The 18,340-nt window shown below is 53.2% G+C and carries 20 protein-coding genes; 5 read left to right on the top strand and 15 right to left on the bottom strand.

The window, feature by feature from the left end; all coding sequences use genetic code 11:
* Window positions 1–68: 68 nt before the first annotated feature.
* The 5 genes from FNT36_RS18460 to FNT36_RS25620 form a co-directional block, all read right to left on the bottom strand.
* Complete coding sequence (locus tag FNT36_RS18460) at window positions 69–1,883, bottom strand: terminase large subunit (RefSeq protein ID WP_144850675.1); 1,815 nt, start codon at window positions 1,881–1,883, stop codon at window positions 69–71.
* Window positions 1,884–1,895: 12 nt separating this feature from the next.
* On the bottom strand, window positions 1,896–2,378 hold the full coding sequence (locus FNT36_RS18455) for a phage terminase small subunit P27 family (RefSeq protein WP_144850673.1): 483 nt from the start codon (window positions 2,376–2,378) through the stop codon (window positions 1,896–1,898).
* Between the two features lie 118 nt (window positions 2,379–2,496).
* Complete coding sequence (locus tag FNT36_RS18450) at window positions 2,497–2,817, bottom strand: HNH endonuclease (protein WP_144850671.1); 321 nt, start codon at window positions 2,815–2,817, stop codon at window positions 2,497–2,499.
* A complete protein-coding gene (locus FNT36_RS18445; RefSeq protein ID WP_144850669.1) occupies window positions 2,774–3,160 on the bottom strand; it encodes a hypothetical protein in 387 nt (128 codons plus the stop codon). Before FNT36_RS18445 ends, FNT36_RS18450 begins: the two co-directional genes overlap by 44 nt.
* Window positions 3,161–3,250: 90 nt before the next feature.
* The gene (locus tag FNT36_RS25620) at window positions 3,251–3,427 is read right to left on the bottom strand and encodes a hypothetical protein (RefSeq protein WP_233636040.1); all 177 of its coding nucleotides are present in this window, start codon (window positions 3,425–3,427) and stop codon (window positions 3,251–3,253) included.
* On the opposite strand from FNT36_RS25620, the gene FNT36_RS18440 reads away from it, so the two are divergent.
* Both FNT36_RS18440 and FNT36_RS18435 read left to right on the top strand, forming a co-directional pair.
* Window positions 3,426–3,743, top strand: a complete 318-nt coding sequence (locus FNT36_RS18440; RefSeq protein WP_144850667.1) for a hypothetical protein — start codon at window positions 3,426–3,428, stop codon at window positions 3,741–3,743. The genes FNT36_RS25620 and FNT36_RS18440 overlap by 2 nt on opposite strands.
* Window positions 3,744–4,065: 322 nt before the next feature.
* A complete protein-coding gene (locus FNT36_RS18435; protein WP_144850666.1) occupies window positions 4,066–4,392 on the top strand; it encodes a hypothetical protein in 327 nt (108 codons plus the stop codon).
* A gap of 109 nt (window positions 4,393–4,501) precedes the next feature.
* Here FNT36_RS18435 and FNT36_RS25615 read toward each other — a convergent pair whose 3' ends face one another.
* From FNT36_RS25615 to FNT36_RS18390, 10 genes are all read right to left on the bottom strand, one after another.
* A complete protein-coding gene (locus FNT36_RS25615; protein WP_233636039.1) occupies window positions 4,502–4,675 on the bottom strand; it encodes a hypothetical protein in 174 nt (57 codons plus the stop codon).
* A 741-nt stretch (window positions 4,676–5,416) separates the two neighbouring features.
* Complete coding sequence (locus tag FNT36_RS18430; RefSeq protein ID WP_144850664.1) at window positions 5,417–5,968, bottom strand: hypothetical protein; 552 nt, start codon at window positions 5,966–5,968, stop codon at window positions 5,417–5,419.
* Window positions 5,968–7,185, bottom strand: a complete 1,218-nt coding sequence (locus FNT36_RS18425; RefSeq protein WP_144850662.1) for a hypothetical protein — start codon at window positions 7,183–7,185, stop codon at window positions 5,968–5,970. The genes FNT36_RS18430 and FNT36_RS18425 overlap by 1 nt, the downstream gene beginning before the upstream one ends.
* On the bottom strand, window positions 7,172–7,771 hold the full coding sequence (locus FNT36_RS18420) for a hypothetical protein (protein ID WP_144850660.1): 600 nt from the start codon (window positions 7,769–7,771) through the stop codon (window positions 7,172–7,174). The genes FNT36_RS18425 and FNT36_RS18420 overlap by 14 nt, the downstream gene beginning before the upstream one ends.
* Window positions 7,772–7,782: 11 nt before the next feature.
* The gene (locus FNT36_RS18415; protein WP_144850658.1) at window positions 7,783–8,565 is read right to left on the bottom strand and encodes a hypothetical protein; all 783 of its coding nucleotides are present in this window, start codon (window positions 8,563–8,565) and stop codon (window positions 7,783–7,785) included.
* A gap of 22 nt (window positions 8,566–8,587) precedes the next feature.
* The gene (locus FNT36_RS18410; RefSeq protein WP_144850656.1) at window positions 8,588–9,280 is read right to left on the bottom strand and encodes an RNA polymerase sigma factor; all 693 of its coding nucleotides are present in this window, start codon (window positions 9,278–9,280) and stop codon (window positions 8,588–8,590) included.
* Window positions 9,280–10,119, bottom strand: coding sequence for a ParB N-terminal domain-containing protein (locus FNT36_RS18405; protein ID WP_144850654.1), 840 nt, complete (start codon window positions 10,117–10,119; stop codon window positions 9,280–9,282). The genes FNT36_RS18410 and FNT36_RS18405 overlap by 1 nt, the downstream gene beginning before the upstream one ends.
* A gap of 133 nt (window positions 10,120–10,252) precedes the next feature.
* Window positions 10,253–10,624 carry a hypothetical protein gene (locus tag FNT36_RS18400; protein ID WP_144850651.1) on the bottom strand — a complete coding sequence of 124 codons (372 nt, stop codon included), beginning with the start codon at window positions 10,622–10,624 and terminating at the stop codon, window positions 10,253–10,255.
* Window positions 10,625–10,653: 29 nt separating this feature from the next.
* The gene (locus tag FNT36_RS18395; protein ID WP_144850649.1) at window positions 10,654–11,073 is read right to left on the bottom strand and encodes a hypothetical protein; all 420 of its coding nucleotides are present in this window, start codon (window positions 11,071–11,073) and stop codon (window positions 10,654–10,656) included.
* A 52-nt stretch (window positions 11,074–11,125) separates the two neighbouring features.
* The gene (locus FNT36_RS18390; RefSeq protein WP_144850647.1) at window positions 11,126–11,371 is read right to left on the bottom strand and encodes a hypothetical protein; all 246 of its coding nucleotides are present in this window, start codon (window positions 11,369–11,371) and stop codon (window positions 11,126–11,128) included.
* A 96-nt stretch (window positions 11,372–11,467) separates the two neighbouring features.
* Here FNT36_RS18390 and FNT36_RS18385 point away from each other — a divergent pair, with 96 nt between their 5' ends.
* The 3 genes from FNT36_RS18385 (at window position 11,468) to FNT36_RS18375 (ending at window position 18,032) form a co-directional block, all read left to right on the top strand.
* A complete protein-coding gene (locus FNT36_RS18385) occupies window positions 11,468–12,325 on the top strand; it encodes a S24 family peptidase (RefSeq protein ID WP_144850645.1) in 858 nt (285 codons plus the stop codon).
* Window positions 12,326–12,513: 188 nt separating this feature from the next.
* Window positions 12,514–13,593, top strand: a complete 1,080-nt coding sequence (locus FNT36_RS18380; RefSeq protein ID WP_144850643.1) for a DNA-methyltransferase — start codon at window positions 12,514–12,516, stop codon at window positions 13,591–13,593.
* Window positions 13,594–13,595: 2 nt separating this feature from the next.
* Window positions 13,596–18,032 carry a DEAD/DEAH box helicase gene (locus FNT36_RS18375; RefSeq protein WP_144850641.1) on the top strand — a complete coding sequence of 1,479 codons (4,437 nt, stop codon included), beginning with the start codon at window positions 13,596–13,598 and terminating at the stop codon, window positions 18,030–18,032.
* Window positions 18,033–18,340 lie beyond the last annotated feature (308 nt).

The raw sequence follows: 18,340 nt of genomic DNA, 5'->3' as shown, positions 1-18,340 counted from the left end.
AACTGTGTCAAAGCTCCGACGCTGCCTAGGCGGGGTGCAATCTTGGGCGGGGCAAAGCGGGGCAGGGCCTAAAAGCTCAGCAGGCCGCGCTCTTCGTAGATGCTGGTTTCGGGGCCTTCGCCACTCATGTAGCCCCCTAGGGCCATGGCCAAGGCCACCATGCCATCGACCTTCTCTTTGCTCTTACCCTTATCGATTTTGATGTTGCCGGCCGGGTCGCGCTTAATCTCGACATTACCGCACATCCAAGCTAGCACGGGGTTGCCATAATGGTGAATTTTGCCCTCTAGCACCAGCTTTTCAAGTTCTTTTGTGGGAGCTGACATTGATAAAAAGCCTTGGCCAAAGGGCTGCATCGGTACGCCTTCCTCGGTCAGGTCGATGACGAGCTGTGAGGAATTGTAGCGGTCGAACTCTATCATCTGCACCTGATACATTTCGCAGAACTCTAGTACTTGGGCCTTGATGAAGTTATAATCGGTCACGTTGCCGGGCGTGGCGATGATGTAGCCCTCATCTACCCACTGGCGGTAGGGCACACCATCTTTCTTAGTGCGCTCGTCGATGCTATCCTCGGGCACCCAAAAGAAAGGCAGCACATCGAAGCCATCGGCCTCATCCGGAAAGAGGAAAACGAGTGCTGTGATGTCGCGCACACTAGCTAAGTCCAGCCCGCCCCATGCCTTGCGACACACTAGTAATTCAGCAGGAGTGCCCTGCGCGCCCTGCATCCACAGCTCATGCGGCAGCCAGACTTCGCTGGCATCAGTCCAGAGATTGAGATGCTTGGTTTTGAAGTTTACCTGCAAGCTGGGCATGCGCTCCGCCGCGCGGTACTGCTCGCGTAGATAGTCCAAGCCTACGGACACCCCTAGGTTAGGATTTGCCTTTTGCCAGCAGGTTTCATCCCCCCATTCATCATGCTCATCAAGGCTGAAAATGACGGTGAAGTAGGCGTCATCATCGTGGAGTTGCTCCAGGATGCCGACGCAGGCCTTGCGCAGTTGAGCACAGGGCCCGAGCCGGTTAAAGCCTGCGGTCGTGATGATGTTAAGTAGCGGCTGTGAGCGAGCACCGGTGGCTGATTTTAGTACGCCGTATAACTCATCGTTGGGGTGGGCGTGGTACTCGTCGATAATGATGCCGTGCGGGTTTAGGCCGTCTTCGGTTTTAGCATCGGCCGACATCGGCTGCATCTTCGACATGGTGCTGGGTACGAAGATGGAGTTTCGGTGCGCGCGAATCATCTTCAAAGCGGCGCTTTTAGCCGCCATGTTCTTCGCGTCGTCAAAGACAATCTTGGCCTGCTCTTTCTTGGTGGCAGCCGTATAGATTTCGGCGCCGGCTTCTCCGTCAGCTACCAGCAGTTGCAGGCCTACGCCAGAGCTGAGGGTGCTCTTGCCATTCTTACGGGCTACTTCCACGTAGCTTTCGCGGAAGCGGCGCGTGCCGTCCGCCCGCTTCCAACCGAAGAGGCTGGCAATAATGAACTGCTGCCAGGGCTCTAGCGTGAGTGGCTTGCCCGCCCAGCGGCCCTTGTTGTGGGTCAGAAAAGAGTAAAAGCGCACGGCCGCAGCAGCTACCTTTTCATTGAAAAACAGTCCGCGGCTTTCTCCATCTTCCAGGTCGCGCAGGTGGCGTTCGCAGGCTAGTAGCGCGTAGCGGCCGACGCGCACGGGCAACGCACGAAGCTGGGCGCGTAAGGGCTCAGCTTTGCGCTCGAGCGCGGTGACCTGTGCTTCCGTATCTGGCTCTTTTTTGAGCTGCCGTATTTTGAGTACGATAGGGCGTAGGCGCTCCTGGATATTGGCTTCGGTGCGGCCGGCAGCTACTACGTTGTGGGCGTACTGGTGCCAAGAGGCGATGAGAGGTACTTCTTGCATGGATAGGGTGAGTTAGGATTTCAAGTCATCCATCATTTCGGCGAATGGGTTCTTCTCCTCATCGCCACCTAGGGCACTCACCTTGCTACGGCTAGCCGGCGTCAGGCCGAACTGCGTGAGCATGGTCATCGACCGGCGCCACGCATCAGAAGCGATAGCTACCTGCGGGTAGGGCCGGTGCATCTCATCGCCTTGCTTGGTGAAGGTTGAGTAAGTGAAGCCTTCGCGCTGTACAAACTCGCGAGCTTCAGCCCACTCGGCCAACGCCTCCGTGAGCAACTGCAAGGCCGGGCCGTCAGCGACTGTACTGAGCTTCATAGCCAGCAGCACCGCGCCAATCTCGGCCCAGTACTCCTTGGCCCGCTCGCTCAGCCAGTTGGGCGGCACGGGCAGATATACCTCGGGCTGAGGCTCATTAGGATTGGTGCGGCAAGGCTGCAAGGTGCCACCGAGTTTCTTCTGAGAGGTTGGTTTTGGGGGCCGGCCGCCTGCCATAATATAGTGTTTATTTAATGTAAAAGACTCCCAAACTTTTGGGGTTCAGTTTTGCACGCGTGTGTTTGTGGGGAAGGGCTACGGTCTAGGAAAGAAGGCCCGATAGGATTTCGACCCCCTATCCCCCCTGGGGCTGTTGCGTACGTTCTGAGGCACTTTTAGCCTGGTGGCAGGGCCGACACAAGGACTGATGGTTGTTAGGCTCCCAGAAGTCACCGCCTAGGCGCACGGGCGTAATGTGGTCAGCTACAGTAGCGGGGGTAGTGCGGCCGCGCTTGGTGCACTCCTCGCAGCAGGGACACTTCGCTAGCTGGGTAGCGCGAGCTTGTTGCCACCGGGCTGTACCATACTCAGGCGAGCGGGCGGCGTGCTGCTGGTACGTTCGCTTAACTGGCTCAGGCTGCCAGGGACGGCGCTGGGCTTTGGGAAGCGAAGGCATTGGCGGGAAGTAGGGGATAGTAGTTCGGGTACTCGGGGGTGAGCGTGTGCAGGTGCAGGGTGAGCGACTCGTGCACTAAGCCTGGGGGGAGAATGATGCCGCGGGCCCGCATGCGGGTGGTGTCGTACCATACGATGCGGTGCTTGGCGGTGGGGCGCAGGTCCAGGTGCCAGTAATAGCTGTTGAAGACGGGCGGTACGAGGTTGATGGGTAAGCCATCCCGTAGGCCGAGGGCTTCCTTGATGCTGGCATGTAAGTAGAGTACCCCCTTTGGCGTAACCGTGAGGGTGGGCATGGGAGGCGGGGCGGGGACGTGCTCGATAGGGTTGTAGACGGGTAGCATAAGTAAGTTTATATGTGTAGCTAAAATACAAACTAATAACTGATTATGCAAATAGTTTCGTTCCTAAAATAAGGAATGGAATAGCTGGGCTTAGTATGGCTTGAAGCCCTCCTGCTTAAGGAAGGCTTCGACGCGTTGCCACTGGGCTAAGCTCATCACGGCGAGGCGGGCGGTGACCTTATGAGGATAGAGGCTATCGCTACCTAGGGCTTGGCGGGCGTGGTAGCGGGGTGGGGGCTCGGGGGCTGGGGGTATATTAGTGGCCATGAAAAAACTCTTAATCTTGGGGGCATGCCTGGTGGCATTGGCCTCGCAGCCGGTACTGGCGCAGACCGGTGGGCCAGAGGTAGTAATAGTGAAAATCTGGGAGGGGGAAGCAATCCTGAGCATTACTATTGCGCGTGCAGCCGGTAAACCAGAGGTGTTGACTTACAAGACCAAAGAATTGCGCGAAGAAGGCGCATCTGCGGTACTTACACAGAAAGCGCTGGCCAAGCTTTACCAAGAGGGATATATGCTGAAGGGTACTTATGGAGGCAACCAAGGCTATTTGAGTACGCTCGTCTTTGTCAAGGGCCAATAGCCTGCAACTGCTTGACAATTGCGGGCTGGTTGGCAGCGAATCTGGAGGCAGTGCGTAGCATTAGCTTTGAGTTATGTATTTCGTGTACTTTTTACTAATGCCGCTCATCCTTCTGACTCCCACAGCCATGCTCTTGTGGGTAGGCTATCGGCTGGCGTTTGCCTGGGAAGTACCAATGCCTTCTTGGTTGAGAACATTATTTATCACGCTGGCAAGCGGTTGGGTGCTTTCACTACTCATTACGATACTAGTATTTCTAGACCAGTCAACTCTACGGCCTAGGTGAGGCGGTGGGGGCTGGGGTTGGGGTATATTAGCGACTATGAAAAAACTCTTATTCTTAGGGGCGTGCCTAGTGGCATTGACTTCGCAGCCAGTGATGGCGCAGACGGGTGGGCCAGACGTAATTGTGATGAGTGTGAGAATGGGCGGACTAGGTAAAACACGCGTAGTACTGGCCTACAGCGGCGGGAAGACGGAAGAAAAGATGATTAAAAACGCGTCCAATTCCGACAAAGCGCAAGATGAAGCAGCCGCTGCTTATCAAGAAATTATTGCGGGACTATATCAGCAGGGCTATTCCTTAAAGAGCACCTTTGTTGAATTCCAAGGTTCAGTTTCTACCCTGGTCTTTGTGAAAGGCCAATAGCCCGCAACTGATTGACAATTGCGGGCTGGTTTTTATCGACTCGGGAGGCAGTGCGCAGCATTAGTTTAGCAGGATGAAAGACCGTGTAAGTGTGAGGCTGCTACTGCTGCTACTTGGACTCCCAAGTTTGGCCCATGCGGGTGAGGTAGAGCACATTATGGATACCTGGGTTATGCTTATCGGCGCAGCCATCAAAGGGATTTTCTACTTTATAGTGGTAGTAGGTGTGATTTACCTGCTTGTTAAGAAGAAGTAGCTGGTTGAGGTGGTGGGATAGGTTCAAGGCGCAACTGGTCGAGGTAGTCGGCTATTTCGCTAGCCGACACAGCGGGGTCTTCGTAGGGGCTCATGCGTAGTTTTGGGTTATGCTATTGAGCTTGTTAGTATCGGATGCTTGGGCTACTGCGGTACTAGTAGTCGCGCTGTTATTTATGGGCGGGATTAGCGTGGGGCTTTTTTATCTGGGAAGCACACTAGGGCAGAGCGGATGGCGGTCAGTAAAAGCTATTGGGACCTTCTTGCAGGTCGTAGCGCTCGGGCTAGCATTGTTTGCTTTAGTAATTGCCTTTAAGTTATTGCTGAGCTTTGTCATGGACTGGTTATAAATCCAGTTATGCGTCTGCCGGGCCTGATACTCTGTTAGCTCCCTCGTGGGCTGGGCGGCATCGACTCGGGAGGTGGTGTGTAGCATTATGAAATAAGGGTTTTACTCATTGCAAATGGTGTTTTCTACCTACTTGAGTGCGGGATTTGAGTGTGTCTTTTGTGCATGCCAAATGAGGAAAACCGCCGTCGATTAGTAACCGCTGCCCTAGCTTGGACAGAGGGGACAGCCCTAGCGCCCAGTAGCTATGAGGAATGGCTACTGGAAGAGTATGTCTGTGGCAGGCTTTCTATTGAGAGGGTCGTATCCATACTGGAGGTACTATCGAGGTCACAGCTTGGAGCAGCCAGGCGCAACTGGTTGAGGTAGTCGGCTATTTCACCAGCCGACACTGCGGGGTCATCGTAGGGGCTCATATACCTAATAGGCAGAAGGCAATGGAAGCGGTTCGGTAGTCTGTGGGGCTAAAGCAATCCAACCATTCCCTTGAGGTGGGATGTATGCCTCGCGGCTACGCTGGTCAATAGCCTGCTGTAGCTGAGTGGTCAGTGTCTGGGCCTCGTGGCGAGGTAGCCGAGGCAATAGGCTATGGAGGATGCGGAGTAGTTGGTAGCTGGTAAGCATTGGGTGGCTGAGGGCCGTGCTGAGCATTCGTTGGGCGTAGTCAGTGGCTAGTAGGGAGGGGTCAGGTCGCTCACCGCTAGAGAGGTCTTCTAAGGCGGTACGCAGGTAGCGCAGCAGCTCGGGGCCGGTCTCTGCACTCACACCTACTACATAGCGGTCGCCCTGCTCTAGGCTGCCAGCGCGGAAGACAGACGCACAAAGCCACTTAGTAGCTAAACCGTGGTACTGCGAGCGGGGCAGGTAGTCGGCACAGGCCCAGTAGATGATGCAGTAGCAGTCATGACTATAGGCATAAGCGGCCCGGCTGCACTCGGTGATTGTTTCGGGGGAGAGGTGGGGGTAGCTCATTAGTTGAGAGTGATGATGCGGCCCTTACCGGTGTAGTCGGCTGCTTCGGTAGCAGCGTCAAACTCGGTAGGAGTGCTGGTGCGCAGGGGAGGCGTCGTAGACGGGGCCGGGGTGCTGATTCCTGTGAAGAGTTGCGGGGCCGGAGCGGCTGGCGGAGCGGCGTAGAGCCTAGCCACCTTCTCATCATCGAGCGGGCTCCAGCGCTCATGGCCCCAGCGGTAGCGGTTGCTGATGGGGTCCCAATTAATAGGCACCATCGGGGGTATCCCATCGGCCTTGTATCCAATCTCCCCGCGCTTGGCTACGTCGCGCTCATCCTTGCATTTAAGGGCAAAAAAGGCGGCTTGCGTGTTGCCTTCGATGTAGTCGAAGGGGCGGTGCATGGCCCCGACGTAGTGCGCCATGTTCTCCCAGGTCTGTCCGCCTGATATCATACCACCGGTGGGTACCGGGCGGCTTTTGCCGTAGCCCATTTCCTCGCTGGCCCGGCGCGGGTGAGCCGTGAGTACGAGGCATTGGCCGGTATCCATGCTCCACTTGGTGCAGAGGCCGAGGGCGTGAATCAGGTAGGACTCGTCCCCACCTAGCTTTTGCTTGGCCGTGTGGTTGGCCTTGTTCCAAGGGTCGAGCATGCAGTGGGCTATCCCTTCCTTGTCCTGTGCTCCCCCATACTTGGCAATGGCCGTTTCGAAGTAGGCCAGCATGTCGGCGGGGGTGTAGGGCATGCCCGCGGGTGGGTCGAGCAGGATGATGCGGTCACGCACATAGTCCGCCGCCCGCTTGTATTCGGGTAGGCTCAGGAAGTTCTTCTGCGACTTATCGGTAGGGCGGCCGGTGAGCGTATGCACGAGCCCTTGGTAAAACCGCTTGGCCGGCATGTTCTCGCTAGGCCAGATAACCGACTTTTTGCCAGTGAACACGGCGCGTAGCAGCAAAAGCTCGAAGAAGAGTTGGCTCTTACCGTGGCCAGGCCAGCCGGTTATCACGCTGGTGTAGCCGGGCATCCACTTGAAGTAAGGGTCTAGGTACTTGTTGTGGCAGGTTTGCCCTTTCTCACGGCCGTGGTGGTACTCCTGCTGCATCTGCTCCCAGATGGCCTCGTCCAGGGTTACGAGGGCTTTCTCGGCGTCGGGAATGGTGGGTAGAATACCCCCTTGGCCCTTGCCAGCCGCGGTAGGGTCTACCTTCTTGCGGTTAAACTTCTCACTTAGGGCCATGCGTAACGGGTGGGGTAGTATCGCTGGGTGTGTTGAAAAACAAAGATTTGCGTACGGGTAGCGGCAGGCGCTGCCCCGTCATGAGTCGCGTGGCGAGTACCCGTTGCACCGTGGCTATCAGGGGCGAGGGCGTGTAGCTGGCTGGGGGCACGATGATGGCGTACTGGGCGTAGAGGCTAGTCAGACGCTCGTATTGCTGCTCGGCTTTGCGGTAGCCACGGGCGTAGCCGAGGCGGTACACGGGGTCTTTTTCGCGGTACGCCAGCAGGTCAGCCGGACTCATCTGGGCGAGAAGGGCCTGCTCCAGCGTCGGTACTGGCTGGGTAGGGCGCTCGGCATGCTCCAACGCATGGCGGTAAGCTGCTAGCAGGCGCTCGGCAGCTTGGTCATAGCGGCCCACGGCAGAAATGAACTCGGTGAGTTGGTAGAGGTGCTGGCGGTCAGCTTCGCTCAGCATGGGAGCGGCCTCTTGGTGGTCGCAGTACTCAGCGAGCGGGCCGAGGCAGCTTTCTAGCTCGGCGGCCAGTTTGGTCAGCTCTACCTCGTCGGGGAAGCGGCTGGGGGTATCGGTGCTAGCGGGGTGCATGGAGGGAGAGATTAGGCAGCCACGGCGTATTTGGCGAAGTGGGCTTCCTGCTCGGCAGCGGCGCGGGCCTGCTGCTCGGCCAGAAAGTCTTCGTTGAGTTCGGGGGCCGGCAAAAGGGCCGGGGCGGGTACTGGGGCGGGCGGTTGGCCCGAGCGGGTGGTAGGTAGTTCCTCGTCCTGCCAGCACTTGCCGTTGAGGTAGGTCAGCGGGTTTTTGCGGTAGCGCTTCTCGGGAGTAGCGGCGACATAGCCGGGGATGTGGGCCAGGGCCGCTTGGCGCTCGGCAGGGGTCAGGGTGTTCCAGCGCTGCTCGCACTTGTGCTTGTCCTCCTTTTTGCCGTAAGCCTGCCAGAAATCAGCAAAAGGAAACTGCTCGCTCTCCCCAGCCGGGGATTTAGTTTTCCTTTTAGTTTTTTCCTTATTTATAGAGGTGCCACTTATACTGCCACTTTCCCTGTCACTTATACTGTCGTTTTTACTACCACTTTTACTTACCTGAGGTAAGGGTATTTTAGCGTCAGGGTCGAGGAAGCGGTACACCGTGGGGCTGCGCTTATGGCCTGACGTGAATTCCAATAGCCCTGCCTGCTTGAGTCGGTTGCGAGCACTTATCAGCAATTTCTCCGAAACCCCGAGGGTCGCACAGAGAAGCGGGTTTGAGTATTGGAACTCGGTAGGCCAGTTCCGGTCGTTGCAGAGGCCCACCAGTTCATAGAACAGGTCAGCTTCTAAGGCAGAGAACGGGAAGCTGGCGCGCAGCTTGCGGAATTGATTGGCGAGGGTGTAGCCGTTCATAGGAGTGGAAGTGAAGCCCGTCCTAGCAGGCCAGGCGTAAAGGCTCGCGGAATAAGTCGCCACTATCGACCCGTAGCAGGGCGGCGTACACCTCAGTGGCAGGAGCTAGGTGGCGGTTGCGGGTGCCCCATTCCCGTAGGCTGGTGAGACCCCGCTGCAAGCGAGCTTTGAACTGACTCGGGGCAATACCTAGGTGAGCGGCGGCCGTGGCCTCGGGCAAGCCTTGGTAGTAGTGCATGAGCACGCAGGCGCGGGCGTTGGGGTCAAGGCCTAGCACAGCGTGGGTGACGGCGGCTACCACGGTTCCAGCCTGGGCTTCCTCCTCCTGGTTGATGGGTAAGGACTCGGCGGGCGTAGCTAGCGTGGTAGAGAGCAGTAGGAAAGGGTCTTCGTCGGGCCCCGGCTGGGTAATGTGCGCTTTCTTGTAGCGATGGGCATCGACAAAGCGATGCCAGCAAATGGTCATGGCCCAAGAAGCGACTGTGCCGGAAGTGACATATTTATGAGCCCGTAGGTCGGTCAGAGCCGCTAGCAGGGCTTCTTGTACGGCGTCCTCTATCCGTTGAGGTTGGCGCACATCCTTATCCCGCAGGAAGTCTACTAGGCGGGGACGCAGCTCGGTGAGCATCGGCCCCAATAGCGCTTCGTTGCCCGTTTCGTAATAAGCGCGCACCGCCTCCCGGTGGCGCGCATCTTGTTGTTGGCGCGCAGTCATTAGGAAAAGCGTACCCGGTTAGCCTCGGCAGTCCGGTAGTTATAGATTTCCTCGAACATTTGCAGGAACTGCTTGTGGCTGGCGCAGGGTACCAGGATGCGGGGGTTCAGTAGAATCTTGCGCATGAACTCCTTGCCATCGAAGCCTTCGACGTTAATTACGCAGTGGTACACGGCAGCCACAAAGCCCGAGTGGTTGGGCTGCTTGAAGGTGGGCACCTCGGCGGCGATGCGCTCAATCAATTCGGCTACCTGCTCGGCTTTGTAGGCTTCGCCCGCCTGCCATTGACCGGCCCGAAACTCGGCGGCATTATTCTTGGTCGATACGCCCAGCATCATCTTGGCATTGCTGAAGCTCAGGGTAGGGTGACGCTCCCGAAACCTGGTCAGGGCAACGTAGTTGGTGCGGCCCTTCACCGTCCAGAAGTGCAGGTAGTCGGTGCCCTGCCAGTTCTTCTGGGCTACGTTCAGGGTGGTGATGTCGGCCTCGCTCAGCTGCTGGCCAATCTTGTAGTACACCGGTAGGCCCAGTTCACGGGCGGCCGCCAGCCGGTGCTGCCCGTCAATGACGCCCATCGTAGCCGTTACGTCGAGGGGCTTGATGTGGAGCAAGTTGCTCTGGGTAATCATGGTCACTAACTTGCGCACGTGGCTGGGGTCTACTTTCCGATTCTCAGGCAGCAGGTGAAACAAGTCGTAGTTGGTGGTCTGGTAGATGGTGCCGTCCAGGGCTACAGGGGCCGCTACGGGGGCGGGGCTCTCGGTGCAGTAGTGGTCTACTTGCTGGGCTAGACTGGCTAGGGGAGAGGCAAGCGGCAAAGCAATTTCAACAGAATTCATACAGAAATGAATATTAGATGAAGTTTAATTCAAGGCGCCGATGTAGCTTTGCGCCACAGGCGTTTCTCATGTGACCTGTTATTGTGGTGGAACTGGTCGGGGCAGTGCTTCGACCTGTTTTGTTTAGGGCTGCCTAGGCCGCGCGTCGCAGCCGGCTAGTGGTGGGCAGCGTGGCGTAGAAGTCGCGCACGGCCTGCTCGCAGACCGAGTAGCGGTTGCCCAGGTACTGGTGAGCGATGCGCCCGCTGCTCACGAGCTCGCGGGCCATGTCGTCGCCGCAGCCCAGGCGCATCTTCAGGCGGTCGTCGTAGCCCCGGCCGGGGGTAGGCTCGGCGCCTAGGTGGTAGGTGCGGGCCAGGCGGTCGTGGTCTACTTCGGCCGCCACGCGGGCCGCTTCCTGACGAGCGGCTATCTCTTGCACAATGGCCCGCTGGGTGGGCTCGGAGAGAATCAGGTTAACAGCCCCGTCTTCAAATTCCAGGGTGCCGGTGAGCGTGCGTTTCATAGGAAGAGGGCAGAAAACAAGGGGAGATACTAAGCGGCCAGCCGGTGCTGCTGGCGCTCGGGGTACATGGCAATCACGAGGCCCTCGCGGCGGCGCTCCAAGGCGAGCTCGTGGGCGTGGTCGGTAAGGTCGAGCTCTGAGAAGTAGAGCTGAATGCTGCCCAGCCACCGCTCGCGCTGATTGGGCTCGGGGAAGCGGGCGGCTTCGCGGCCGGCGTAGGTAGTGGCGTAGCCGGGGCAGAGCGGCACGTAGGCCCGCAGAGCGTGTACCTGGCCCTGGGCATCGAGGCAGAGGCAATAGCCTAGTACTGGCAGCACCGTGCCCTTGGGGCGGCCGGCTACCTCGGCCTTTAAGTGGAGCAGGTCGCCCTCGCGGAAGCCGTCGGTTAGGCAGATGGGTTTTTCGCCCTTGAGGGCGGAGGGCAGCGGGGGCAGCAGTGACTTATCCATGCTAGAGGTGAAAGAGTAGGGGAGGTGTGTGAGAAAGAAGAGTGAGGGTGACCTAGGCGGTCTGCGCCACGGCGGGCAGCTTGTCGGGATTGGCGGCGGCCCAGTGGGCGTAGCCTTCGGGGTTGGTTTCCTCGGCCAGCTTGAGCACGGCGGGCCAGTACTTGGAGCGGCTGCGCTCGCGGAGCACGATTTGCGAGAGGTCGGGCATCGAGGTGCAGCCAGTTCGGTCGGCCAGTGTACCTAGGAAGCCCTCGGGCATCAATTTTCGGATGCTGGGGGGTGGAGGGTTATTTTTCATTGTCGTACTTTGGTGTGTTGATGTTGTTGATGACAAAACTACACGCAAATACGATTAGCCGACAAGTATCGGCGTGTTAATTTTACCCGCAAAAACGTGTCCGAAGAGGAAAGCTCTGTATATCAGCGACTAAATTTTCTAGTTGATAGCCTCGAAAGTGGCAATCAAGCAGATTTTGCACGTCGTATTGGCGTGCGGTCTGGGGTTGTAGGTGATATGTTTGGTAAGCGGAGGAACAAACCAAGTTTCGATGTGCTGGCTAAGATTGCCACAGCTTACCCGCAATTACGTGTTGAGTGGTTGTTGTCAGGAGAAGGCGAAATGCTTAAATCTGATGGGTCACCAAATACTTCTTCCTTACATTCCGCCGAAGCTGGTACTGAACCTCGTATTATAGCTATTGCTGAAGGTGACAATACAGCAGCTCCACTCTACAATATCCGCACAGCGGCTAATTATAGAGGCGACGGATTAAGCCAAGAAAGGCCCGAGCCAGATGGTGTTATATCACTACCAAGGTGGTTGTTAAGGAACGGTAACTATGCCGTATTCCCAGTAGTAGGAGATAGCATGGAACCGACATTCTATGCGCGTGACTACGTGCTATGTAGGTTCCTGCCTAAGCCAGAATGGGACGACCTGCGCGAGGACCAAGTAGCCGTGATTGTAAGTGAGAGTCGAGGCCTACAGCTAAAGCGACTCACCTTCCGTATGGGCGAAGGCTATGTGCGTTGCAAGTCAGACAATCGGCAGCATCCTTACTATCAGCTTGACCTTGACGATGTATTAGAAGTATGGCGTTTTGAATGGCGTATCACATCTAGTGCTCACAACCCTACTGAAGGCCTATCTGAACGAGTAAGCACAGTTGAAGATACTTTAGAGGATATGCGGGCGCTATTAGAGCAGGTGCTTGACAAGAAAGAACTGCTGCGACTGGAAAGACCCTCTTAAAAGAAACCTGTTAGAACATCCACTTAACCTGAGAAGAGAGAGTTCTATGGGGTAGTATTAGGGTAGTCCCTTCCATAAAAGATGAGGATACTATCTTGTTAAGTATTCGACGATTATGTTTAAAGACATAATCAAGCTAGGGAATCAGATAAATTTTCTACTTATCTTGCATTTCCTAATTCATAGAAATGCTTGATAATCAGATAAATAATCATCATCATCTGCAAAGCATAGAAGTTTTAGAAGGAAATGCACGGCATTTAGATAAATTGTCGCACTACTTTCCGGCTCAAGGCTTCGATGTTATTGTAACTTCACCACCTTATTGGCAGAGAAGGGATTATGAGCATCCTGACCAGTTAGGTCAAGAGAAAACTCCAGAGCAGTTCGTCGAAACTCTAGCGGACACTGTAGCAGGGTGGGCGCAATGGCTGGCCAGTCATGGTTCTATCTTCATCAATCTTGCGGATACCCACTATAAAGGATTTTTAGTAGGTGTGCCCATTTTGTTTGAAATAGCTATGCGCAAGCGTGGCTGGCATGTTGCTCACCGCGTAATATGGAGCAAACCAAGTAGTGTACCAACGTCATCTTCTAAGAGGTTAGCTAGTCGTCACGAAACGGTTTTGCAGCTTGTTGCTCCTCGTAAAAGAAAATCAGACTTGAACTACTATTTCGATAGGTTCGCTCTGACTAAGTACAACCCTAAAGCTGAAATTGGAGATGTGTGGCATGTATCTCCAAGCCGCCGACTAAGTGGACATGTAGCGCCGTTTCCAGTTGAGTTGGTAAGGCGCATTCTACTGTTAGCATGCCCAGAACAAGTTTGTGAGACCTGTGGCAAGCCCTTCACGCGGTTGGTCGGTCCATCAGAGATATTAGACGACAAGCGCCCACAAGCAAGGCGCGCAATGGAACTGTTTCAAGAAAGTGGCCTGACTAAGGAACATTTGGCTGCTATTCGAGCAGTTGGTATTTCTGATGCCGGTATGGGTAAAAAGCTCCAGAAAGGTTCAGGACGTAATTCTGCCTATATTCAAAAGCTAGCCATAGAAGCTAAAGCGGCACTTGGTGGCTATTTCCGTGAATACACCTTTGCTCCTAAAGAACATTTAGGTTGGGAGACTTGCTCTTGTAATACTTGTGTTAGGCCTGGTTGGGTGCTCGACCCGTTTGCTGGCTCTAATACATCACTTTATGCAGCTCAAGAGCTTGGATTTCGCGCAGTAGGTGTAGATTTAACGCCCCATCCTTTATTGGGCCGTTAATAATGCCAACTTTACAAAAAAAGGTTATCTCTGCATTTATAAGAAGCGGGTGTAAGCGCCGCTTACGCTTGAGTTTATATCCAACTGATGAGGAACGTGTGCCTATCGGTATGCCTGAGACGCAAAAAGCGCGCTCCGGAGTAGGATTAGCAGGGCAAGCTGGTTATAAATGGCAGGAGGAAAAGATAGATGAACTAGCTGATGTATTCGGACCCGATAGTATAAAGCAGAAAAAAGGTGGTCCTCAAAATAAAGCTATACCTCAAGAGTTACGAGAATTAATAGACGAGGGAGCTGTTCAACCTTACCATTTCATTGTTGAGGCGCGATATAATGCAGATAATGCCCCTTTCCGTAAAGGAATGGGATTAGAAACTTTAGCGGATGAACATGGAGAAGTATTAAACATTAGTTATAATCATGCTGACTTAATTCAAGTCCTGCCCACGCGAATTAATGCTGCCCCCGATGAACGGTTTGAATACAGTCAGCAAGTTCATCCTGATGGTTCACTAACTACGCTGGCCGATGACGACGAACGTATTCGTTTGCGCATAATAGATATTAAGCTCGCTGCTGAACCTGGGGCCCACTACTTTGCTGAAGTAGTATACTATGCTCTTACATTAGCTGGATGGTTAGAGCAAGAGGAATTAAGTGACCGCTTTGTTGTTGTGGCAGCCTCTGCGGTGTGGCCAGGAAGCTATGAGGCTTCAGCTATTATGTTAGCCACCAGTAAATTAAATCGTCACGGAATACCTATTACTCTACAAGCACTTGCGCAAGCTTTAGAGGAAGACTTGGAGCTAGCACCGTTCGATGCTTTTGTCCCTAGACTCCGCTATTTCTTCACTACGACTTTACCTAATGTTCTAATAACGCCTTGGAAAGAACTGTCTTGGCATGTAGATGAACGTTGTAGCGGATGCGAGTTTATTGGGTACCCCTGGCCTTTATCTGGTGTTCAGGCTCTTGATTATAACGTTCTTTGGTGTTGGCCTGAAGCTAAGCGTATTGGACATGCTTCTCGTGTTATAGGGCTTAGCAGAGGCAATCGCCAACAGTTAGGGGCCCCAAGCATAAGCCAACTGGCTCAGTTTAAACCGGATCATGCGGCTTTTCAGCGTACACCTTCACTGCGTGCTCAGCAGTATCGGTTCCCAAAACGTGCTGAAGCACTAATTAAAAACACTTCGGAAATTATAGAGGAATCTGGCTCTGACGCGCTTATGCCACGTTGGCCAGACCTACATCTATATGTGTTTCTTGATTACGACTTAGCGAGCGCTATTACTGTTTCATTTGGTATTCGGGCATTTTGGGTAGAACCTGTGCCTTATGGCGTAGAACCGCCAGAAGATAGGCAAGTAAAGCGGTGGAATGAGAAACAAGGAGAAGTTGAGGTTTATATAGTTGACACTCGTGACCTTATAAGGGAGAAGGAAGAGTTTTTAAAATTCCTTCGAGCTTTACGCGGTATTATAGCTACAGTCAGGCAAGCCGATAATACTAATTCTAATCGGCGTCGTTCAACTTACCAAATCTACCTCTGGGATGAGGCACAACGCCGTCATTTACAGCGTGTGGCTGGCCGTCATTTGGCCGCTGTACTAGCAGACCAACAACTCCACGATTTGCTTTGGCTTTTCCCACCGCCTGAATTGCTTATCAATCCTGACGATGCTTCGGTCCGCAGTCCATTTACCTTAGTCGGGCGTGTTGTTCAAAATACAGTAGCTATTAATCTAGCACATTACTACACCATATTCGGTGTAGCTCAACTATACCATACTCCCGAGTTTACTCCTCCTAACGTTTTCACGCTCTATCAAGACCCATTTAGCAATCTCATTCCTGCTGAACGTATTCATGAGCTTTGGACAAGGAGGGGGCAATTGCAACAAACTCTAGCTGGAATTCAAGAAGCCACTCAGCGTAAATTGATGGCAATGGGAGCTATTGTGACAAAACTAGAGCGAGACCTCAAACCCGAATTATTACCTAGCCGTCTGGCTGCTCCTACCGTACCAGAACGCATTCGCCTTCCTCGGGCGTTGGCTGGGCTTCCTCCTTTTAGCTCATTGCTTTACGAGTTTACTCGCCTTAATGGAGCGTTAAATGACTTAGAGTCCTTTGCGGTAAGAGCTATGCCGCCACACGAGCGCGAAGCTCGCTTTAAATCGGCTTACTTACCTATTCGTCTTGAGGGACAACCGCGTACTGATGCATTAGCCCAACTAAGTCATACTGCTGGGCGCATTTTGACTAGCCCAGCTTTGTTAGTATATGCATTAGGTTCTGAATCGCGTGATGTAAACCTAAGACCTGGTGATATTGGGTTTGCATTATCACCTCGTAATCGACCTGATTTTTTGATATTGCATCCAGTACAATTAATCAAACCTGATTTTAATTTACATACTATAGGCAATCCTCAGAGTATCTCTACTATCGCCGAGTCAGGTTTAACTTCCGTTACTATTGAAGCAATTGACCGACAACGAGGTTTTATAGCGCTACGCCCCAATGATTCGGCTTATTTGACCCGCGTGGATGACAATGCTCGTGGCGCGGCTAAAAGTCGTTATACAGTAGAGCAAGCACGTTTAATAGACTTATCTCATGAGGTCATGCTTGACCCTATTGATAAAGACTATTTAGTCAAAAAAGTAGAATTAACTCTTGTCGGTATTGGCTACCCAGAACTAGCTTTTGAACAAGACAACGCTACTGTACGATTAGCGTTAGGTCTTCAAACTGCTGCTCCCCGCGATACATACAGCCCTTTAACTCCTGCTGCTCTTTTTCTTTGGAGTGGTCGGTTATTAAGTGATACATCTGTTCCTCGCCCGTTAACTGCCGTTCGCCCTTTACTAGAGAGATTACTTCAGCAGCAACAGCGTAACCTAAATATCTCACAGTGGCATGCTTGGACTAAAGCATTAACCTGTCGTCTATCTCTAATCTGGGGACCACCAGGTACTGGTAAAAGTCAGACTCTACGTGCATTGATTGCAGGAGCATTACTAGATGCTCATCAGAGGGGAATACCCTTGCGTATTTTGATAACGGCTAATGGTTATACTGCGATGGATAACGTGCTGCTGGACTTACCCAAATTAGTTAAGCAGCTTATGCCTAATGTACCTGTCTCTTACGTCCGGCTATTGGGTAGGACTAAAGAAATACCGGCTGATTCGGAGGACATCACCTCCATAGTTCCAGAAACAATTCAGGCCTCTGCTGAGACCCAACAATTATGGCAGCAACTTGATAACCCTACTGGACTTACTGTAGTGGGCGGCATCCCACATCAAATTCATAATTTGGCCATTGGTACGCACAGAAGGACTGCTTTAGACCAAGCAGCGAGAATACTAGGTACTCAACGACGCTGGTTTGACTTAATCATTGTAGATGAAGCATCGCAAATGGATGTGGCTTCTGCTACGTTAGTAGTATCTAAAGCTGCTGATGAAGGAAGTTATGTATTAGCTGGTGATGACCTACAGTTGCCACCTATCCACTCTGCTGAAGCACCGAAGAGTCTAGAGCGTCATGTGGGCTCAGTTTTCGAGTATGTACGCCATGTAGCTCAGGTAAGGCCCTTACCGCTGAACGAAAACTATCGTTCTAACGCCACTTTGGTAGAGTTCACCCGTACCGCAGGGTATGACCCCGAATTAAAGGCCTATAATCCTAACCTTTGCCTTGATTTAACTGAGCTACCCACTACGCAACCTATCGACTGGCCGTCACAATTACTTTGGTCTACTGAGTGGGCCAAACTTCTTGACCCTAACTTTCCTGCTACCGCCTACACACATACTGACGACACATCTGGACAAGCAAATGATTTTGAGGCTGATGCTGTTGCAGCATTAGTATGTCTCTTGCGTGGTCGGCTCAAGCGTCAGCTTTTGCATGAACTCCGACCAGATGGCTCTGAAACACCACCGGGTACAGAGCTTTTTGACCCTGCTACTGATTTTTGGGAAAAGGCTGTTGGTATAGTAACACCTCATCGAGCACAAATGAGTCGTATAGTCACTCGACTGCAAGAGATCTTTCCTGCGGATGAGCCAGATAAAATACGTTCTGCTGTGGATACTGTCGAGCGGTTCCAAGGACAGGAGCGAGCAGTAATTATAGCCTCTTTTGGTATCGGTGACCCTGACCTTATTAGTAATGAAGATGAATTCCTATATAGTTTAAGACGCATCAATGTATTAGCATCTCGCGCTCGGGCTAAATTGATTATTCTTTCTTCAGAGTCCCTTATTAATCATCTTCCTAATGATGCGCAAGTACTTGAGGAATCAAGATTACTTAAGCGGTTTGTAGAATCTTACTGTCAGCCTGTAGGAGTTCTAGTATTACCCTACTATCGTACTCCAACGGAACCAGATGTGCAAGAGGGTTTCCTATACCGTAAATAACAGTAAACATGCTTTGGCTCGGCATAGAATTATATTAAGTTGCTTCAAGGTCACCCCGACCATGCGCATAGTCGGTGGCTGCTATATTCTGGCTTTAGAATTAATGGTGTAGATACTATTGAATAAGCAATAGGCAACTCATTATTACAAAGCCTAAATAAGAAAGCCTCGCTCACTGCGGGGCTTTTCTATTTATATTACCCCAAGTCCCCACGCAAACCCCAAACACCCCGCCAGTAGGGGAGAAGCCCCGCTCATCACGGGGCTTTTTCTTTAGGGCTGCTAGCAAAAGCCTATTTCTCCCGACG

The sequence above is a fragment of the Hymenobacter setariae genome (assembly GCF_007713685.1).
Taxonomy (GTDB): domain Bacteria; phylum Bacteroidota; class Bacteroidia; order Cytophagales; family Hymenobacteraceae; genus Hymenobacter; species Hymenobacter setariae.
This window is presented reverse-complemented; position numbering and strand designations above follow the sequence as displayed.

What these genes read in the sequence shown, in the direction of transcription:
- FNT36_RS18400 (WP_144850651.1), bottom strand. Translation starts at nt 10,624, where the DNA reads ATGAAACGCACGCTCACCGGCACCCTGGAATTTGAAGACGGGGCTGTT.
- FNT36_RS18440 (WP_144850667.1), top strand. Translation starts at nt 3,426, where the DNA reads ATGAAAAAACTCTTAATCTTGGGGGCATGCCTGGTGGCATTGGCCTCG.
- FNT36_RS18375 (WP_144850641.1), top strand. Translation starts at nt 13,596, where the DNA reads ATGCCAACTTTACAAAAAAAGGTTATCTCTGCATTTATAAGAAGCGGG.
- FNT36_RS18410 (WP_144850656.1), bottom strand. Translation starts at nt 9,280, where the DNA reads ATGACTGCGCGCCAACAACAAGATGCGCGCCACCGGGAGGCGGTGCGC.
- FNT36_RS18390 (WP_144850647.1), bottom strand. Translation starts at nt 11,371, where the DNA reads ATGAAAAATAACCCTCCACCCCCCAGCATCCGAAAATTGATGCCCGAG.
- FNT36_RS25620 (WP_233636040.1), bottom strand. Translation starts at nt 3,427, where the DNA reads ATGGCCACTAATATACCCCCAGCCCCCGAGCCCCCACCCCGCTACCAC.
- FNT36_RS18425 (WP_144850662.1), bottom strand. Translation starts at nt 7,185, where the DNA reads ATGGCCCTAAGTGAGAAGTTTAACCGCAAGAAGGTAGACCCTACCGCG.
- FNT36_RS18460 (WP_144850675.1), bottom strand. Translation starts at nt 1,883, where the DNA reads ATGCAAGAAGTACCTCTCATCGCCTCTTGGCACCAGTACGCCCACAAC.
- FNT36_RS18445 (WP_144850669.1), bottom strand. Translation starts at nt 3,160, where the DNA reads ATGCTACCCGTCTACAACCCTATCGAGCACGTCCCCGCCCCGCCTCCC.
- FNT36_RS18405 (WP_144850654.1), bottom strand. Translation starts at nt 10,119, where the DNA reads ATGAATTCTGTTGAAATTGCTTTGCCGCTTGCCTCTCCCCTAGCCAGT.
- FNT36_RS18395 (WP_144850649.1), bottom strand. Translation starts at nt 11,073, where the DNA reads ATGGATAAGTCACTGCTGCCCCCGCTGCCCTCCGCCCTCAAGGGCGAA.
- FNT36_RS18430 (WP_144850664.1), bottom strand. Translation starts at nt 5,968, where the DNA reads ATGAGCTACCCCCACCTCTCCCCCGAAACAATCACCGAGTGCAGCCGG.
- FNT36_RS18415 (WP_144850658.1), bottom strand. Translation starts at nt 8,565, where the DNA reads ATGAACGGCTACACCCTCGCCAATCAATTCCGCAAGCTGCGCGCCAGC.
- FNT36_RS18420 (WP_144850660.1), bottom strand. Translation starts at nt 7,771, where the DNA reads ATGCACCCCGCTAGCACCGATACCCCCAGCCGCTTCCCCGACGAGGTA.
- FNT36_RS18435 (WP_144850666.1), top strand. Translation starts at nt 4,066, where the DNA reads ATGAAAAAACTCTTATTCTTAGGGGCGTGCCTAGTGGCATTGACTTCG.
- FNT36_RS18455 (WP_144850673.1), bottom strand. Translation starts at nt 2,378, where the DNA reads ATGGCAGGCGGCCGGCCCCCAAAACCAACCTCTCAGAAGAAACTCGGT.
- FNT36_RS18380 (WP_144850643.1), top strand. Translation starts at nt 12,514, where the DNA reads ATGCTTGATAATCAGATAAATAATCATCATCATCTGCAAAGCATAGAA.
- FNT36_RS18450 (WP_144850671.1), bottom strand. Translation starts at nt 2,817, where the DNA reads ATGCCTTCGCTTCCCAAAGCCCAGCGCCGTCCCTGGCAGCCTGAGCCA.